The organism is Streptomyces yongxingensis (assembly GCF_055597465.1).
This window is the reverse complement of record NZ_CM145717.1, coordinates 1,902,032-1,919,681: the sequence shown is the minus strand read 5'-3', so window position 1 is coordinate 1,919,681 and position 17,650 is coordinate 1,902,032. Positions and strand designations below refer to the sequence as shown.

15 protein-coding genes are annotated in these 17,650 nt (G+C 73.4%); 6 read left to right on the top strand and 9 right to left on the bottom strand.

The features are described 5' to 3' along the window. Positions 1-73 precede the first annotated feature (73 nt). On the bottom strand, positions 74-778 hold the full coding sequence (locus tag ACZ6TD_RS07600) for a response regulator (RefSeq protein WP_471351801.1): 705 nt from the start codon (positions 776-778) through the stop codon (positions 74-76). A gap of 147 nt (positions 779-925) precedes the next feature. Between ACZ6TD_RS07600 and ACZ6TD_RS07595 the strand changes: the two genes are divergently transcribed. Then, complete coding sequence (locus tag ACZ6TD_RS07595; protein ID WP_471351799.1) at positions 926-1,507, top strand: Rv1733c family protein; 582 nt, start codon at positions 926-928, stop codon at positions 1,505-1,507. Positions 1,508-2,015: 508 nt separating this feature from the next. Here ACZ6TD_RS07595 and ACZ6TD_RS07590 read toward each other — a convergent pair. The 7 genes from ACZ6TD_RS07590 to ACZ6TD_RS07560 all read right to left on the bottom strand — a co-directional run bounded on the left by ACZ6TD_RS07590 (position 2,016) and on the right by ACZ6TD_RS07560 (position 8,888). After that, positions 2,016-2,681, bottom strand: a complete 666-nt coding sequence (locus tag ACZ6TD_RS07590) for a CBS domain-containing protein (RefSeq protein ID WP_471351798.1) — start codon at positions 2,679-2,681, stop codon at positions 2,016-2,018. Positions 2,682-2,695: 14 nt separating this feature from the next. Continuing rightward, a complete protein-coding gene (locus tag ACZ6TD_RS07585; protein ID WP_471351797.1) occupies positions 2,696-4,054 on the bottom strand; it encodes a nicotinate phosphoribosyltransferase in 1,359 nt (452 codons plus the stop codon). A gap of 66 nt (positions 4,055-4,120) precedes the next feature. Next, positions 4,121-4,954 (bottom strand): universal stress protein, encoded by an 834-nt coding sequence (locus tag ACZ6TD_RS07580; protein WP_471351796.1) that lies wholly within the window; start codon positions 4,952-4,954, stop codon positions 4,121-4,123. A 17-nt stretch (positions 4,955-4,971) separates the two neighbouring features. Next, entirely contained in the window at positions 4,972-6,039 is a 1,068-nt protein-coding gene (locus tag ACZ6TD_RS07575) for an alcohol dehydrogenase catalytic domain-containing protein (protein WP_471351795.1), read from the bottom strand. A 101-nt stretch (positions 6,040-6,140) separates the two neighbouring features. Next, positions 6,141-6,995 carry a universal stress protein gene (locus ACZ6TD_RS07570; protein WP_471351794.1) on the bottom strand — a complete coding sequence of 285 codons (855 nt, stop codon included), beginning with the start codon at positions 6,993-6,995 and terminating at the stop codon, positions 6,141-6,143. 388 nt (positions 6,996-7,383) lie between these two features. Then, positions 7,384-8,289, bottom strand: a complete 906-nt coding sequence (locus tag ACZ6TD_RS07565; RefSeq protein WP_471351792.1) for a universal stress protein — start codon at positions 8,287-8,289, stop codon at positions 7,384-7,386. Next, on the bottom strand, positions 8,286-8,888 hold the full coding sequence (locus tag ACZ6TD_RS07560; protein ID WP_470013248.1) for a CBS domain-containing protein: 603 nt from the start codon (positions 8,886-8,888) through the stop codon (positions 8,286-8,288). The genes ACZ6TD_RS07565 and ACZ6TD_RS07560 overlap by 4 nt, the downstream gene beginning before the upstream one ends. 213 nt (positions 8,889-9,101) lie before the next feature. Here ACZ6TD_RS07560 and ACZ6TD_RS07555 point away from each other — a divergent pair, with 213 nt between their 5' ends. Next, positions 9,102-9,989, top strand: a complete 888-nt coding sequence (locus ACZ6TD_RS07555; protein ID WP_471351791.1) for a universal stress protein — start codon at positions 9,102-9,104, stop codon at positions 9,987-9,989. Positions 9,990-10,066: 77 nt separating this feature from the next. Further along, positions 10,067-12,460 (top strand): phosphoketolase family protein, encoded by a 2,394-nt coding sequence (locus tag ACZ6TD_RS07550; protein WP_471351789.1) that lies wholly within the window; start codon positions 10,067-10,069, stop codon positions 12,458-12,460. Between the two features lie 24 nt (positions 12,461-12,484). On the opposite strand, the gene ACZ6TD_RS07545 is transcribed toward ACZ6TD_RS07550, so the two are convergent. Continuing rightward, positions 12,485-13,756, bottom strand: a complete 1,272-nt coding sequence (locus ACZ6TD_RS07545; RefSeq protein ID WP_471351788.1) for an FAD-binding protein — start codon at positions 13,754-13,756, stop codon at positions 12,485-12,487. Positions 13,757-13,914: 158 nt separating this feature from the next. Here ACZ6TD_RS07545 and ACZ6TD_RS07540 point away from each other — a divergent pair, with 158 nt between their 5' ends. The 3 genes from ACZ6TD_RS07540 (at position 13,915) to ACZ6TD_RS07530 (ending at position 17,636) form a co-directional block, all read left to right on the top strand. After that, positions 13,915-14,757, top strand: coding sequence for an MIP/aquaporin family protein (locus ACZ6TD_RS07540; RefSeq protein WP_471351787.1), 843 nt, complete (start codon positions 13,915-13,917; stop codon positions 14,755-14,757). Positions 14,758-14,795: 38 nt separating this feature from the next. Further along, positions 14,796-16,313, top strand: a complete 1,518-nt coding sequence (glpK, locus tag ACZ6TD_RS07535) for a glycerol kinase GlpK (RefSeq protein ID WP_471351786.1) — start codon at positions 14,796-14,798, stop codon at positions 16,311-16,313. 177 nt (positions 16,314-16,490) lie between these two features. Next, complete coding sequence (locus ACZ6TD_RS07530; RefSeq protein WP_471357538.1) at positions 16,491-17,636, top strand: glutathione-independent formaldehyde dehydrogenase; 1,146 nt, start codon at positions 16,491-16,493, stop codon at positions 17,634-17,636. Positions 17,637-17,650: the final 14 nt, after the last annotated feature.

Genomic DNA, 17,650 nt, shown 5'->3' with positions numbered 1-17,650 from the left:
CTCCTCGCCGGTGGGCCGTCAGTGGTTGATGCGTCAGGGGTACGGGCGGGGCCATATGGCCCCAGGTCCCCGGTCATCCCGGATGCTCGTCGGCGGGGCGCGGGGCCGAGTGGGTCGCCAGCACCGCCGCCTGGATGCGGCGCTCCACGCCCAGCTTGGCCAGCAGCCGGGAGATGTGGTTCTTGACCGTCTTCTCGGACAGGAAGAGCCGCTTGCCGATCTGCCGGTTGGTGAGCCCGTCCCCGATTAGCACCAGGATCTCCCGCTCGCGCGGGGACAGCCCGGCCAGCACCTCGTCCCTGGGCTCCTGCGGGGCGGTGTCGCCGCGCAGGGTGCTCATCAGCCGGGCGGTGGTGGCCGGGTCCAGCATCGACTGGCCGGAGGCCACGGTGCGCACCGCCGAGACCAGGTCCGACCCCTTGATCTGCTTGAGCACGTAGCCCGCCGCCCCGGCCATGATCGCGTCCAGCAGGGCATCGTCGTCGTCGAACGAGGTCAGCATCAGACAGGCCAGACCCGGCATACGGGAGCGCAGCTCACGGCAGACCGTGATGCCGTCCCCGTCCGGCAGCCGGACGTCCAGGATGGCCACGTCGGGCCGCAGCGCCGGGCCCCGGGCCATCGCGTGGTCCACGGTCCCGGCGTCGCCGACCACCTCGATGTCCGGTTCGGCGTCCAGCAGATCGTGCAGTCCGCGCCGGACGACCTCGTGGTCGTCGAGGACGAACACCCTGATGGGCGTCGCCGGTGTCGCTCGTGTCGCCTCGGTCTCGGTCATGGGCCCTCGCACCGTTCGTCCGCCGTCCGCCCGGCCCCCGGTGGGAATCCTGGCGCAGCAGGTCAGCGCGGTACCAGGGCCGAACGGGCCCCCAAGGGGGCTGCCCGGCCCTCGTCCCGGGCTCCCCGCGCGTGCGACGGTCGCGGCATGGGCACGGAAGTGCGGGGGCGGCGGTTGTGGCGGTGGCGGCGCAATCCGCTCAGACGCCGCTCGGACGTGATCGAGGCGTGGGTCGTGCTCGTGACCGGCCTGGTGATGGCGGTCGGCGGCCCGGCGGCCGGGGTGGCCGCGGGCACCGCCGTGGACGCGTCACTGCGGCAGGAGCGGGCGGACCGGCACCGGGTGCCCGCGGTGCTCAAGGAGGACGCGCCCGTCGTACAGCCCGCCGCCGACGGTTCCACCACCGGCCAGGTGCGTGCGATCGTCCGCTGGACCGGCCCGGACGGCGCCGTCCACACCGGCACGGCACGGGTCCACGAGGGGAGCAAGGCGGGCACCGCCACCGAGATCTGGACCGACGGCCGGGGCCGCCTGGTCCAGCGGCCGCCCACCCCCGAGCAGATCGCCACCCGCGCGGTGCTCGCCGGGACGTCGGCCGCGGCGGGCGTGGGCGTGGTGTCGCTGGCCGGACGCGGTGTGGTGCGCTGGCGCCTGGACCGCGCCCGCAGCCAGGCGTGGGGCCGCGCTTGGGCCGAGGTCGGCCCCCGCTGGAGCCGCCACATCCGATGACGCGTGGCCGTATCCGGCCGGGCCGCGCGCCCGTGGCCCCGGCGGCTGACGCGCCGGGCCGCGCGTTCGTTGCCGGGGGCCTCTCCCGGCGGGAGATCGCTCGGCGGTGCGCCGCCCCGCGGATCGCCGCCGTGGTGCGCGCGGCGGCGCGGCGCGTGTTCGTCGTTTTCGTGCCGGTCTTCCTCGTACGGTTTCCTCGTACGGTCTCGACCACGCGCCCCGGGGCGTCTCGACCACGCGGCCGGGGGACGTTTCGGCCCCCGCCGGGGCCTCCCGGCGGGGGCCGGGATCCGGGCCCGCTGCCGGCGCCCGAGCTGCTTCACCCCCGAGAAGGTGCCGCTCGGGCTGCCGGTGCCGTTCCGGGAGACGGTCCGTTCCCGGAGACGGTGGGTCCCGGCGCGGCGGTGCCGGGCGTCCCGCCCGAGAGCCGGCTGCGGCGGGTGATCGAGCAGGCCCGACGTGCCGGGCCAGGGCGGCGTGGTCCGGTAGGGGCTGCCGGACGGCGCTCCTACCGCCGCTGGGTCGTGTGGGGCGCGGCCGTGAGCTGGTTGTCGAAGTCGACCACGCCCTCGATCGCGCGGATGAGGCGGGCCGCCGCCGGGATGAGGACGGCCTCCTTGACCCGTCCGGTCAGGGTGACCACGCCCTCGTTCACGCTCACCCGGACGGTTTCCCCCTGGGCCGGGAAGAGGTGGGCCACCACCTCACGGCGCACCTCGTCCTCGATGTCGTCGTCCGGCCGCAGGAACACCTTCAGCAGGTCGGCGCGGCTGACGATGCCCTCGAGGCGGCCCTCCTCGTCCACCACCGGGAGCCGCTTGACCCGCTTGTGGGTCATGATCCGCGCGGCCTCGGCGAGCGTGGCGCCCGCGTGCACGGTGATGGCGGGGGTCGTCATCAGCTCATCGGCCGTCACCGCGCCCGCCTTGGCGACACCGGGGAGGTCGCGCAGTTGCGCCACCCGCGCGGGATCGCTGTCGCGGAACTCCTCCTTGGGCAGCAGGTCCGCCTCGGAGACCACGCCGATGACCCGGCCCTCGCCCTCCAGCACCGGCAGGGCGCTCACCCTCCACTGCTCCAGGGTTCTGACGATCTCCTTGAACGGCGCTTCGCGGCCGACGGCGACGACGGTATGGGTCATCACATCGCTCACGATGTGCGCACTCCGGGGCACGGCATCCTCCTTGGTCACGCTGCCTGTCTTCCGCCCGCCTCGCCGCCGGCCGCCAGCCGGACCTCGATCCGGCGGCGCACCTGCCCCGCGAGCCGGGCCAGCCCGGCCGAGGTGGAGGGCCGGGGCGGGGCCGGGTGGCGGATCCGCCGGGCGTGCGGCGGCAGCCCCGCGAGATCGGTGTCGAACCGCCGCCGGGCGCGGTCGAGGGTGTCGGGGGCTCCGGTCCGTCTGCCCTCCCGCATCACGGTCTCCAGCAGGGGCGCGCCACCGTGGGGCGGAAGTTCGTCGCACTCGCCGATCACATCGGCGTAGCCCGAGCGCCGCCACACCTGCTTGGTCCCGGGGGCCGTGGCCTTGGCCGAGGACAGTTTCATCACCGGGCGCCCGTCGTAGGCGACCAGCTTGTACGCGGTGTCGAGAGAGGCGGCGTCGGCGGACACGCCCATCCGGGTGCCCACGGCGTAGACGTCGATCGGCGCGCCCGAGTGGATCAGCTCCTCGATGGCGTACTCGTCGAGCCCGCCGCTCGCGACGATCCGTACCTCCGGCAACCCGGCCGCGTCGAGGATCTCCCGGGCCCGTGCCGCCTCTTCACCCAGGTCGCCGCTGTCCAGCCGGATCGAGCCGAGGGGCCCGGAGTCCAGCTCGCGCAGCACCCGCGCCGCGGTGGCCACGCCGGTCGCCGTGTCATAGGTGTCCACCAGGAAGGTGACCGGGCCGGGATGGGTACGGGCGAACGCGCGGAACGCGGTCTCCTCGTCCGGGAACGCCTCGACGTACGCATGCGCCATCGTTCCGGTGGCCTCGATCCCGTAGGCCGCGGCCGCCGCCACATTGCTGGTCGCCGTGAACCCGGTCATCGCGCCCAGCCTCGCCGACTGCAGCCCGGACCAGGGGCCGTGGGTGCGGCGCAGCGAGAAGTCCACCACCGGACGCCCCTCCGCGGCGACCACACACCGGGCCGCCTTGGAGGCGATGGTGGTCTGATGGCTCAGCTGCGCCAGCAGATACGTCTCGACGAGCTGGGCCTGCGGCAGCGGCGCGGTCAGCTCCAGCAGCGGCTCCCCGGCGAGGACGATCCGCCCCTCGGGCACCGCCCGCACCTCGCCGTCGAAGCCGAGTCCCAGCAGCGGCTCGAGGTCCTCGTACGGACGGCGCGTCGCCGCGGCGTACGCCGCCACGTCCTCGGGCTCCACGCGGAAGCCGGACAGGAAGTCCAGCGCCGGCTCCAGGCCCGCGGCGACCAGGAAGCCCCGCTCGGGCGGCAGGTCGCGGACGTAGAGGTCGAAGGTGGCCGGGGCGGTCATCCCCTCGCGCACATACGACAGGGCCATCGTCACCTCGTAGAGGTCGGTGGTCATCGCCTCCGACACGTCACTCCCGCCTCCCTCCGGACATCGCTCCCTTCCCTCCGCGCATCACCCGTCTCCCTCCGGACATCAGCCGCGCGGGACGACCGCCACCGGGCACGGCGCGTGGTGCACCGCCGCCTGGATCACCGAGCCCAGATGAGGGACGGGGCCCGGCTCCGTCTCGTCGCGGCCGAGCACGAGCAGCCCCGAGCCCGGCGCGGTGTGCACCACGCCGAGCGCCGGGCGCTCCGCGATGAAAGCCTCCGCCACCGGCACCCCGGGGTACTTCTCCCGCCAGGGGCGCAGCGCCGCGTCCAGCGCGTCCTTCGCCTCCGGGTCCTCCTCGTCCCCCGCCGCCTCCTCGTCCCCCGGCCTGTTCGCGCCCGCGTGCACGGCCCGCAGCACACCGCCGCGCCGGGCGGCGGCGTCGAAGGCGAACCGCAGTGCCTCCTCGTTCGGCCGCCGCAGGGACACCCCGACGGTGACATCGGCGGTCAGCGGCTTGTCGTCGGCGTGCACCATGATCACCGGGTGTTCCCCGTGCGCGAGGACCTGGCGGCCGGTCGATCCGAGGAGGAAGCCGCCAGGGGTGCCGCGGCCGCGCGAGCCGAGCACCAGCATCTCGGCGTCCCGGGCCGCGTCCAGCAGGGCGGGCACGGTCTCGCGCGGCACCAGCTCGGCCGAGACCCGCAGCCCCGGGTGGGCGTCGCGCAACTCGCCCACCAGGTCGGTCAGCAGCCGCTGCGACCAGTAGCTCTGGTCGTCCTCGTGGGGGAGGGCCGGGGCCGGGGGCGACGGCGGGTTCCAGGCGTGGACCAGACGCAGCCGCAGATCGCGCAGCAGCGCCTCGCGCGCCGCCCAGTGCGCGGCCGGCGGGCTCTCGGCGTAACCGTCGATCCCGACGGCGATGGGTGCTCCCATGCGTATCGCCTCCCCGCTCACGTCCCCCGGGCCACCAGCGGACGGGCGGCCTCGCCGAGCGCGATCTTGATCGCGCCGGTGTCGGCGGCGCGGGCGAAGACGTCGTACGCCTCCTCCATCTGGTCCAGCTCCAACAGGTGGGTGATCAGCGTGGACGTGGGCAGCCGCCCTGCGCACAGCAGGGAGAGCAGGGTGGCGGTCGAGTAGGTGTCGACCAGTCCGGTGGTGATCGTCACGTTCTTGATCCACAGCTCTTCGAGATGCAGTGTCGCGGGCCGGGTGTGCACACCCACGTTGGCGATCCGGCCGCCCGGCCGCACCATCCGGGTGCAGGTCTCGAAGGACCGCGGGCTCCCCACGGCCTCGATCACCACATCGGCGCCGAGCCCCTCGGTGAGATCGTCGACCAGCCGCTCCGGGTCCTCGGCGGAGTCCGCCACCGCGTCGGCGCCGATCCGCTTGGCGGCGTCCAGCCGGGCCGCGTCCGGGTCGACGGCGATGATCCGGCCGGGGGCGAAGAACTGCGCCGTGGCGATGGCGGCCAGCCCGACGGGCCCGGCGCCCACCACCGCGACCGTATCGCCCGGCCCCACCCGGCCGTTGAGGACGCCCACCTCGTACGCGGTGGGGAAGACATCCGCCAGCAGCACGGCGTCATGGCCCTCTGCCGACCCCGTCAGCGGATGCGTGGACAGATCGGCGAACGGCACCCGCACATACTCGGCCTGGGTGCCGTCGACCGTGCGCCCCAGGATCCAGCCCCCGCCGCCACGGCACTGCCCGTAGCCGCGCTCCCGGCAGAAGCGGCAGTGGCCGCAGGGCGAGACGCAGGAGATCAGCACCCGGTCGCCGGGACGGATCCCGCGGACGTCGGCACCGGTCTCGACGACCTCGCCGACCCCCTCGTGACCGAGCACCCGGCCGGGCTCGACGTCCGGCACCTCGCCGCGGAGGATGTGCAGATCGGTGCCGCAGATGGTCGTGGTGCCGATCCGGACGATCGCGTCGGTGGCGGCCTCGAGTTCGGGGTCGGGGACCTCCTGCCAGGAGGACCGCTCCGGCCCGTGGAAGACGAGTGCTTTCATGGCCGTTTCCCTTTCCTCTCCTCTTCCTCCGGTCTCCTCCGATTGCCTTGGGTTGCCTTCGGCCTGCGCCGCTTCTCCGTCGCCTCGTCACGAGGCGGGGCTCATCGCTGGGGCACGACCGCCACCGGGCAGGCGGCGTGGTGCGCCACGGCCTGGGTGACCGGCCCGAGCCGGGGGCCGAACCCCACACGCCGCGGACCGCGGCCCACGACCATCAGCGCCGTGCCCGCCGCCGCGGCCACCAGCCGCCGGGCCGGGCTGTCCGACGCGACCTCCTCGAAGACCCGCACCTCGGGGAACGTCTCCCGCCACGGCGCCAGCACCTCGCCCAGCGCGTGCTCCGCTTCCTTGTGCGCGTCGCTCAGCCCCACGTCCACCACCCAGGGGGCGTCGCCCCGGATGGCGGGAACCCGGTTGGCGTGGACGGCCCGCAGTACACCGTCGCGACGGGCCGCGGCGTCGAAGGCGAACTCCAGGATGTCGTCGCACGGCTCGTGGGGCTCCACGCCGACCACCACATCGCCGTGCCGCTCCTCGTGCCCGTCCGCCCGCACCAGGACCACGGGGGTCATGGAGCGCGCGGCGAGCTCCAGGCCGACGGAACCGAGGAAGAAGCCCGCGACCGCGCCGATCGAACGGGACCCCACCACCAGCAGTTGGGCCCGCTCCGCCTCGGCCAGCAGGACGGGCGCGGGCAGGCCGGAGATCTGGGTGGTGAGGATCGTCGTCTCCGGGTGGTCGACGTCCAGCTCGGCACGCGCCGAACTCAGCGCGCGCTCGGACCAGTACTGCCAGGCCGCCTCCCGGCCCGGTGTCAGGTCCTTCTGCTCGGGCCCCGGCCACGCGTTCACCAGCCGCAGTGGCGCGCCGCGCGAACGGGCCTCATGGGCCCCCCAGCCGGCGGCGGCCAGACTCTCGTCGGAACCGTCCAGTCCGACGGTGACGGGGCGCGCCATCGCTGTCTCCTTCCCGGCAGGCCCACTCGGCACCTCGGTTCGCCGCCGGGGCGTGCGCACGGCGTCGCGCCGGCCCGCGGGGAGGTGCCCGGCCCGAGGCGCGGCGCCGGGGGCGCCCACTTCTCGCGGGCCCTGATTGCGCGGTGCGCGGTAGTGGGACGTCCGCTTCTCCGCGTCTGCCGGTTGCCCCCGGTGCCATCTCCAGCGGACCATGACCGGGCCCCCGCCGACAGGGCCGACCGGTCCCGGGGAGGTCCCGGGGACCAGGTCTTACGGCCCCTTTCCGCTGCCCGGAGCCGGCCCCGGGACACGAAGCGCGCCGAAGGCGCGATAAGGAAACCCGCACCCGACAGCCGGTCGGTGCGCATGGCGCCTGTTCCACTGGCGCCTACTCCACCGGCACCAGCACCACCGGGCAGTGCGCGTGGTGCAGTGCCGCATGGGTGACCGGGCCGAGCTGCATGCCGAGCCGGGGTGTCCGCCGGTGGACGGCCAGCACCAGGACGTCCGCCGCCCGGGACGCCTCCACCAGCGCATGTGCGGGGGCGCTGTGGGTGGTGTGCTCCCGCACCCGGATCTGCCCGAACTCCTCGCGCAGCCCGGCCACCATCCCGTACGCCACCGTCTGCTCCCGCTCGGCGCGCAGCGCCACCACCTCCCGTGCGGGCAGTGCGTGATCGCCCGCGAAGACCCGCGGCTTCGGCCAGGCGTAGAGCACCCGCAGCCGGGCCCGGCGCCGGGCCGCCTCCTCGAAGGCGAAGCGGGCCGCCGCCGCGTCCGCGCCGCTCTCCACCCCGACCAGCACCTTGCCGTGGCCCTCGGGCCCGTACGCCACCGAGGACCCGCCGCGCACCACCAGCAGCGGGCGCCGGGTGTGGGCGGCCAGCCGCAGCCCGACCGAACCGAGCAGCAGCCCGGTGAAACCGCCGAGCCCCCGGGTGCCGATGACGATCAGCGAGGCGTCCCCGCCGATCCGCAGCAGCTCGGGCACCGCGTCCTGGGCCGTTAGGGTGGGCACGATCCGCAGCTGCGGATCCTGCTCCTGGGCCCGCGACATGGCCAGCCGCAGCACGGTCCTGGCGATCTCCACCGCGGGCCGCCGCGGTTCGCTGTCCGGGTCGAAGGCGAGCGGGTCGGTCCGGGCCCACGGCCAGGCGTGCACGATCTCCAGCGTGGCGTCACGGCGCCGCGCCTCGGCGACCGCCCGGTCCAGCGCGGCCCAGGCGCTGTCGGAGCCGTCCAGGCCCACCACCACCCGGCTGTTCCGCACGGGCTTGCCGGCCGGGTGGGTCATCGCCGCGCACCTCCCCGGCCGGCGGAGTCGTCGACCCGGTAGCTGAGCCGGTCGACCACGGCCACCACGCCGTCCACCTGCCCGGTCATCCGGATCGCGATGGGGATCTCGCTGTGCCGGTCCAGCTGCCCCTCCAGCCGTACGACCCCGTCGGTCACGGTGACCGCGACGGACTGCGGGCCGAGCCACAGCGAGCGGACCAGCACCTCGTCGATCACCTCGGCGCGGATCTCGTCGTCCGGGCGGAGGAAGACCCGCAGCAGATCCCGGCGGGTGACGATGCCGATCAATCGGTCCTCCTCGTCGACGACGGGCAGCCGCTCGACGCGATGGCGGTCCATCGCGCGGGCCGCGTCCACGATGCTGTCCTGGGGGCGCACGGTGACCGCGGGGCGCGACATCAGCTCGCCGGCCGTCGGGGCGGGCTCGCTGAGATCGGTCCCGGTGATCATGCCGATCACCTTGTCGTCCTCGTCCACCACGGGCAGCCCGTTGAAGCGGTGCCGGGAGAGCAGCGCACCGACCTCGTCGAACGACGTCTTGGAGCTCACCCGGACGACGTCGTCGGTCATCACATTGCCGATCTTGCGGTGCTTCATCCGTGCCTCCCCGGTCCGCTCCCAGCGTGGGACGGCGCTCCGGCCCCGTTCTTGGGCTGCCCGGGGTGCGCTCGGGACCGTTCGGCCCGCATGGGTGCCCTGGGCCGAACGACCCCTGGCGGGGCCGAAACGCCCCTCGCGCGCTATCCCGCACGGGCGCGAGGGTGAAGGCGTCGGGACGGGGGCGAAGGCGTGCGGAAGGTGGTGGGAACGGTGGAGCTCCCCCTCGTGGTGGGCGTGGACGGCTCGCACCACAGCCTTCAGGCGGTGGACTGGGCGGTGGACGCGGCGGCCCGGCACGCGGTGCCGCTGCGGCTGGTCCACGCCTCGCTGTGGGAGCGGTACGAGGGCATCGCGCCCGCCGCCGACCCCGAGCGCCCCTGGGAGCGGATCAGGGACGAGGAGATCGCCGCGTCCGCCGCCGAGCGCGCCCGCCGCCGCGGCCCCGATGTGAAGGTCGCCGCCGAGGTCCTGCCGGAGGACCCGGTGCGCGCGCTGCTGCGCGCCGGGCGGGGCGCCTCGGGCCTGGTCGTCGGCTCGCGCGGCCGCGGTGAACTCGCCGGGCTGCTGCTCGGCTCGGTCGGTCTCGCGGTCGCCGCCCGCGCCACCTGCCCGGTGACCGTCGTACGCGGCGGCGAGCCCAACCGGGGCGGCGCCTTCGGCCGGATCGTGCTCGGCGTGGGCGAGCCCGGCGAGACGGGCGGTCCTTCGGCCGCGGCCCGGTTCGCCTTCCACGAGGCCGAGGTGGGCGGCCGCACGCTGGAGGCCGTACGGGCCTGGCGCGCGCCCGCCGGTGAGGTGACGGATGATCTGCTGCTGGAGGGGGACCCGGTGCGTGCCCACTGGGCACGGGCGGAGCGGACGCTGGAGGACGCCCTGCGGGCCCCCCGACGGGACCACCCCGAGGTCACCGTGGACCGCGCGACGGTCGAGGGCACGGCCCGCAAGGCGCTGCTCCACGCGGCCGCCACCGCCGATCTGCTGGTCCTCGGCGCCCGCCGCGGCCACGGGCACACCGCCGGGCTGCAGCTCGGCCGCATCGCCCACGCGGCCCTGCACCACGCGCCCTGCCCGGTGGTGATCGTGCCGGAGCGGGACTGAACGGCGGGCGGATGCACAACTTCACACCACGAGCGGGAGACGGGCACGTCACCGGAGACCACGAGGGAGAGAGGTCCATGCCAGACGCACCGACCACGACGGGCTCGCCGGGCGGCGGGCTCGCCGACGACCGGATCCGCGCCCTGGACGCCCACTGGCGCGCCGCCAACTACCTCGCGGCGGGCCAGATCTATCTGCTGGCCAACCCACTGCTGACCGAGCCGCTGCGCCCGGACCACATCAAGCCCCGGCTGCTGGGCCACTGGGGCACCTCACCCGGACTCAATCTCGTCCACACCCATCTGAACCGCGTCATCAAGGACCGCGACCTGGACGCCATCTGCGTCTGGGGCCCCGGCCACGGCGGCCCCGCGGTGCTCGCCGGCTCCTGGCTGGACGGCAGCTACTCCGACGTCTACCCGGACGTGAGCCGGGACGCGGCGGGCATGGCCCGGCTCTTCCGGCAGTTCTCCTTCCCCGGCGGAGTGCCCAGCCATGTGGCCCCCGAGACCCCCGGCTCGATCCACGAGGGCGGTGAGCTGGGCTACTCCCTCGCCCACGCCTACGGGGCCGCGCTGGACAACCCCGGGCTGCTGGTCGCCTGCGTCATCGGCGACGGCGAGGCCGAGACCGGCCCGCTGGCCGGCTCCTGGCACGCCAACAAGTTCCTGGACCCGGTCCACGACGGCGCCGTGCTGCCGATCCTCCACCTCAACGGTTACAAGATCGCCAACCCCACGGTGCTCGCCCGGCTGCCCGAGCCCGAACTCGACGACCTGCTGCGGGGGTACGGCCACGAGCCGATCCACGTCGCCGGGGACCAACCGCTCGAGGTGCACCGGTCCATGGCGCACGCCCTGGACGAGGCGCTGGACCGGATCGCCCTGCTCCAGCGCACCGCCCGCGAGGAGGGCATCGCCGAGCGGCCGCGCTGGCCGGTCATCGTGCTCCGTACGCCCAAGGGCTGGACCGGGCCCCAGGAGGTCGACGGGCTTCCTGTGGCGGGCACCTGGCGCGCCCACCAGGTCCCCCTGCCGGGCGTCCGGGAGAACCCGGAGCATCTGCGGCAGCTCGAGCGCTGGCTGCGTTCGTACCGCCCCGAAGAGCTCTTCGACGCCGACGGGCGGCCCCGGCCGCACCTCCTGGCCGAGGTCCCGGAGGGCGACCGCCGCCTGGGCGCCAATCCGCACGCCAACGGCGGACTGCTGCTGCGCTCGCTGCCCGTGCCCGCCCTGGAGCGGTACGCGGTCCCCGTGGACAAGCCCGGCGCGACCCTGCACGAGCCGACCCGGGTCCTCGGCGGGCTGCTGGAGAAGGTCATGGAGGACACCGCCGACCGCCGCGACTTCAGGGTGGTCGGCCCCGACGAGACCGCCTCCAACCGGCTGGATGGCCTCTACCGCGCCACCGGCAAGGCGTGGCAGGAGTCCATCGTGCCCACCGATGAGCACCTCAGCCGGAACGGCCGGGTCATGGAGATCCTGTCCGAGCACCTCTGCCAGGGCTGGCTGGAGGGCTATCTGCTGACCGGGCGGCACGGCCTCTTCTCCTGCTACGAGGCGTTCGTGCACATCGTGGACTCCATGGTCAACCAGCACATCAAATGGCTGAAGGTGTCCCGCTCACTGCCCTGGCGGCGCCCCGTGGCCTCCCTCAACTACCTGCTGACCTCCCATGTGTGGCGCCAGGACCACAACGGTTTCTCGCACCAGGACCCCGGCTTCGTCGACCACGTGCTCAACAAGAGCCCACAGGTGGTGCGCGTCTATCTGCCGCCGGACGCCAACACCCTGCTCAGCGTGGCCGACCACGTCCTGCGCAGCCGCGACTACGTGAATGTGGTCGTCGCGGGCAAACAGCCCTGCTTCGACTGGCTCGATCTCGACCAGGCGCGCGCCCACTGCGCCCGCGGCGCCGGAACCTGGGACTGGGCCGGTACCGAGAACGGCGCGGGGGAGCCGGACGTGGTGCTGGCCGCCGCGGGCGATGTGCCCACCCAGGAGGTCATCGCGGCCGCCGGGATCCTCCGCCGCCATCTGCCCGATGTGGCCGTGCGGGTGGTCAACGTCGTCGACATGACCCGGCTGCTGCCGAAGGAGGAGCATCCGCACGGGATGACGGACCACGAGTTCGACGCCCTGTTCACCCGCGACCGGCCGGTCGTCTTCGCCTACCACGGCTATCCGTGGCTGGTGCACCGGCTGTCCTACCGCCGGGCCGTCCACCCCAACCTCCACGTGCGCGGCTACAAGGAGATGGGCACCACGACCACGCCGTTCGACATGGTGGTCCGCAACGACCTGGACCGCTACCGGCTGGTGATGGACGTCATCGACCGGACCCCCGGGCTCGCGGTGCGCGCCACGGCCGTACGGCAGCGGATGCAGGACGCCCGCACCCGCCACCATGCCTGGATCCGCGACCACGGCACCGATATGCCCGAGGTCGCCGAATGGTCCTGGACCGGCTGAACACGGCCGGTGCCGCTGCCGCTCTCACCCGGTGGGGAAGTAGCCCTCCAGATAGGCGTTGCGGAACTTCCCCGCCGGGTCGTGCTCGGCCAGCAGCCGCGCGAAGTCGCCGGCCCGGTCGTAGGAGGAGAGGATCCGCTCCGGCGCGGCCGTCGTCAGCTTGCCCCAGTGCGGCCGCGCCCCCAGCGGCAGCAGCGCCTCCTCCATCGCGGCCACCACCTCGATCACCGCGTCGTGGTCGGGGACCCAGGTGAAGTGGAAGGCCACGCTGTCCCGGCCGTACGCGGGGCTCAGCCACAGCTCGTCCGCCGCGACCGTACGGACCTCGGACACCTGCACCACGGGCGCGATCCGGTCACCGAGGCCGCGCAGCGCGGCGAACGCCGCCGAGGCCGCCTCGCGCGGCAGCAGCAGCTCCGACTGGAGCTCGTCGCCGTTGCTCGGGGTGAAGTCCGGGCGGAAGTGCGGCAGCCGCTCATGCCACGGCCCCGGCGCGCCCAACTGCTCGGTGCAGTGCAGCGGCGGCATCGCGGGCACCGGGTGGTGGTGGCGGTTGGCCGGGCGGGCCCCCAGCCACGGCTCCCCGGGCTCCGGGGGACCGGGCAGGTCGGTGCGGCACTTCAGCCACACCACGCCCTCGCCCGAGCGCCAGTCGGTGAAGACGCTGACGCTGTAGGCGGCGCCGAAGATCTCCTCGAAGCTGTCGTCCAGCCGGTCCAGCGGCAGCCCGGTCCACACCCACTGGGCCACGTCGAAGGTGGGCTCGATGTCCAGCGTCATCGCGGTGACCACGCCAAGACCGCCGAGCCCGACCACGGCCCCGTTGAGCCGGTCCGGGTCCTCGTCCCGGCCGATGTGGGTCACCTCGCCGCCGGGGCCGACGATCTCAAGACCCGCGACCGCCGCCGCCAGACAGCGCTGGTCGATCCCCGAGCCGTGGGTGGCGGTGGCACAGGCCCCCGCGACCGTGATGTGCGGCAGCGAGGCGAGGTTGGCCAGCGCGAAGCCCTCCGCGTGCAGGGCCTGGGCCACATGGGCGTAAGCCATGCCCGCCGCGATGGTCGCGGTGCGCTTCCCGGGGGCTATCTCCACCCGGTGCGGCAGCCGGTCCAGCTTCACCAGATCGCCCTCGGTGTCGGCGATGCGGTTGAAGGAGTGGCCCGTGCCCAGTACCCGTACCCGGTCGGCGGAGCTGACGATCCGCCGTAGCTCGTCGACGCTGTCCGGGTGGTGCAGCCGGGCGGCGGAGAAGGTGATGTTCCCGGCCCAGTTCGTCGGGGCTTGGGTGGTCGGCATCCGTGTCGTCCTGTTTCGGCTGGAGGGCGATGGGTGATGTTGTCAGCACCTTCGTACAGGTCCGCACCCTGATCCGTACAGACCCGGTTTCGCCGTCCATGACCCGGACGGCCCAGCAGGACGGGCCACCGTGCCGCGGCGCTGCCCACGATGGGCGCATGACTGCCCCGAAGCCACAGCGTCCGAGGTCGGTACTGCTCGGTGAGCTCTGTGCGGAGTTCGCGGGCACCATGGTGCTGATCCTCTTCGGCTGTGGTGTGGTGGCGCAGGTCGTGGCGGGCGGCGACCTCACCAAGCCCCCGGGCGCGCTCGGCGATCACGACTCCATCGCCTGGGCCTGGGGTCTGGGCGTCACCTTCGGCGTGTATGTGGCGGCGCGGCTCAGCGGGGCCCATATCAACCCGGCGGTCACCCTCTCCCTGGCGGCCTTCAAGGGCTTCCCCTGGATCAAGGTCGTGCCGTACACCGTGGCCCAGACGGTCGGCGCGTTCGTCGGGGCCCTGCTGGTGCGCTGGAACTACACCGAGGCGCTGGGCCACGCCGACCCTGGGCACACCGTCAAGACCCAGTTCGTCTTCTCCACCCTCCCCGGCAACGGAGTCCTGCCGGTGAGCGAATGGGGCGCGCTGCGCGACCAGATCATCGGCACCGCGATCCTGGTGCTGCTCATCTTCGCCGTCACCGATGTGCTGAACTCGGCCCCGAAGGCCAATCTGGGACCCTTCGTCATCGGGCTGATCGTGGTCGCGATCGGCATGGCCTGGGGCGCCGACGCGGGGTACGCCATCAACCCGGCCCGTGACTTCGGCCCCCGGCTGGCCAGCTACCTCACCGGCTACCGCGGCGCGTGGCGGGACCAGTACGGGGAGCTGTACTTCTGGGTGCCGATCGTGGGCCCGCTGATCGGCGGGCTCATCGGCGCCGCCCTTTACCAGCTCCTGATCAGCCGCTTCCTCCCGGCGGCCGAAACGGAGGTGGGCCGCACCCCGACCCCCGAGTAGCCGATCCGGGCCGTACCCCACCCACGAGAGGCGGCAGCATGCCGGAATTCATCGGTGCGGTGGACCAGGGGACCACCAGCACCCGCTTCATGATCTTCAACCACGATGGTGACGAGGTGGCGCGGTACCAGCTGGAGCACCGCCAGGTCCTGCCGCGCGCGGGGTGGGTCGAGCACGACCCGGTGGAGATCTACGAGCGCACCAACTCGGTGATGCAGAACGCCCTCCGCGCGGGTGGGCTCTCCCCCGCCGACCTGGCCGCGATCGGCATCACCAATCAGCGCGAGACCACGGTGATCTGGGATCCGCGCAACGGCCGCCCGTACTACAACGCCATCGTCTGGCAGGACACCCGCACCGACACCATCGCGGCCGCCCTCGAACGGAACGGCCAGGGCGAGGTCATCCGCCGCAAGGCGGGGCTGCCGCCCGCCACCTACTTCTCCGGCGGCAAGATCAAGTGGATTCTGGACAACGTCGAGGGTGTCCGCGAGGCCGCGGAAGCCGGCCACGCCCTCTTCGGCAACACCGACGCCTGGGTGCTGTGGAACCTCACGGGCGGCCCCGGCGCCGGTATCCACGCCACCGATGTCACCAACGCCAGCCGCACCATGCTGATGGACCTGGAGACGCTGGACTGGGACGACGAGTTGCTGGAGATCTTCGGCATTCCGCGGGCGATGCTGCCGACGATCAACCCCTCCTCCCACCCCGAGGCGTACGGCCAGGCCCGCACCTCCCGCCCGCTGCGCACCGCCACCCCCATCACCGGCGTCCTCGGCGACCAGCAGGCGGCCACGGTCGGCCAGGTCTGCTTCGCCCCCGGCGAGGCCAAGAACACCTACGGAACCGGCAACTTCCTGCTGCTCAACACCGGAGCGGAGCCGATCCGCTCGGCCAGCGGGCTGCTCACCACCGTGGCGTACCAGTTCGGCGACGGCCCTGCCGTCTACGCCCTGGAGGGCTCGATCGCCGTCACCGGCTCGGCCGTCCAGTGGCTGCGCGACCAGATGAAGATGATCGACGACGCCGCGGGCAGCGAGCGGCTCGCCCTCACCGTCGAGGACAACGGCGGGGTGTACTTCGTGCCCGCCTTCTCCGGGCTCTTCGCCCCGTACTGGCGCTCCGACGCCCGGGGCGCGATCGTCGGCCTCACCCGCTTCAACACCAATGGCCACATCGCCCGCGCCACCCTGGAGGCCATCTGCTACCAGAGCCGGGACGTGGTCGAGGCCATGGAGCGGGACGCCGGCATCCACATGGACGTCCTGCGGGTGGACGGCGGGGTCACCGACAACGATCTGTGTATGCAGATCCAGGCCGATGTGCTGGGCGTACCGGTCAGCCGCCCGGTCATCGCCGAGACCACCGCCCTGGGCGCCGCCTACGCGGCGGGGCTGGCCACCGGGTTCTGGCGGGACACCGATGAGCTGCGCTCCCACTGGAGCGAGTCCAGGCGGTGGGAGCCCCAGTGGGACGAGAAGACCAGGGAGGAGGGGTACACGGGCTGGAAGAAGGCCGTCCAGCGCACCCTGGACTGGGTCACGGTCGAGTAGGTCCGGCGGGGCCCGGGGCGGGACGGCCGCGCCGGATCCGGTTGCGCCGGACCCGGTTGCGCCGGGCGTCCCGCGGCGGTTCGCTGGAAGTACCCGGTGGTGGCCGAGACACCCTGGGGCCGCGCCGCGTCCGCCACCACCGCCGCTGAGTCAGCGATCGACGCGGAGGTGATCCAGGTGAAAGCCGTCGTCTATGAGAAGCCCTATTCGGTGGCGGTGAGGGACGTCGACGATCCTCGGATCGAGCATCCGAACGATGTGCTCGTGCGCGTCACCTCCAGCGCGATCTGCGGCTCCGATCTGCACATGTACGAGGGCCGGACGGCGGCCGAGCCCGGCATCGTCTTCGGACACGAGAACCTCGGCGTGGTCGAGGAGACCGGTTCCGGCGTCGTCTCGCTGTCCAAGGGCGACCGCGTGGTCATGCCGTTCAACGTGGCCTGCGGATTCTGCAAGAACTGCCTCGCGGGCGACACCGGCTTCTGTCTCACCGTCAACCCCGGCTTCGCGGGCGGCGCCTACGGCTATGTGGCGATGGGCCCGTACAAGGGCGGCCAGGCCGATCGGCTGCGGGTGCCCTTCGCCGACTTCAACTGCCTGAAGCTGCCCGAGGGCGATGAGCTCGAGACCGACTTCATCCTGCTCGCCGACATCTTCCCGACCGGCTACCACGGCTGTGAGCTGGCCGAGGTCTCCCCGGGCGAGAGCGTGGCGGTCTACGGCGCGGGTCCGGTGGGGCTGATGGCCGCCTACTCCGCGCTGCTGCGCGGCGCCGCCACGGTGTTCGTGGTGGACCGGGTCCCCGAGCGGCTGGAGAAGGCCAGGGAGATCGGCGCCGTCCCCATCGACTTCAGCAAGGGCGACCCGGTGCCGCAGATCATGGACCGCACCGGCGGCGAGGGCACGGACAAGGGCATCGACGCGGTGGGCTACCAGGCCCAGGCGCACGACGCCAGTCATGAGGAGCCCGCGTCGGTGCTCAACTCGCTGGTCGACACCGTGCGGCCGACCGGACGGCTCGGTGTGCCGGGGCTGTACGTCCCCTCCGACCCCGGCGGCCCCGATGAGCACGCCAAACGCGGTCAGCTGCTGGTCTCCATCGGCCGGATGTTCGAGAAGGGCCAGCGCATGGGGACGGGGCAGTGCAATGTCAAGCGCTACAACCGCCAGCTGCGCGACCTGATCATCGCCGGGCGCGCCCGGCCCAGCTTCGTGGTCTCCCATGAACTGCCGCTGGACCAGGCCCCGCAGGCGTACGAGAAGTTCGACAAGCGGGTCGAGGGCTACACCAAAGTGGTGCTGCATCCGGCGCTCGCCGCCTGACGGCCCCTCGGCGC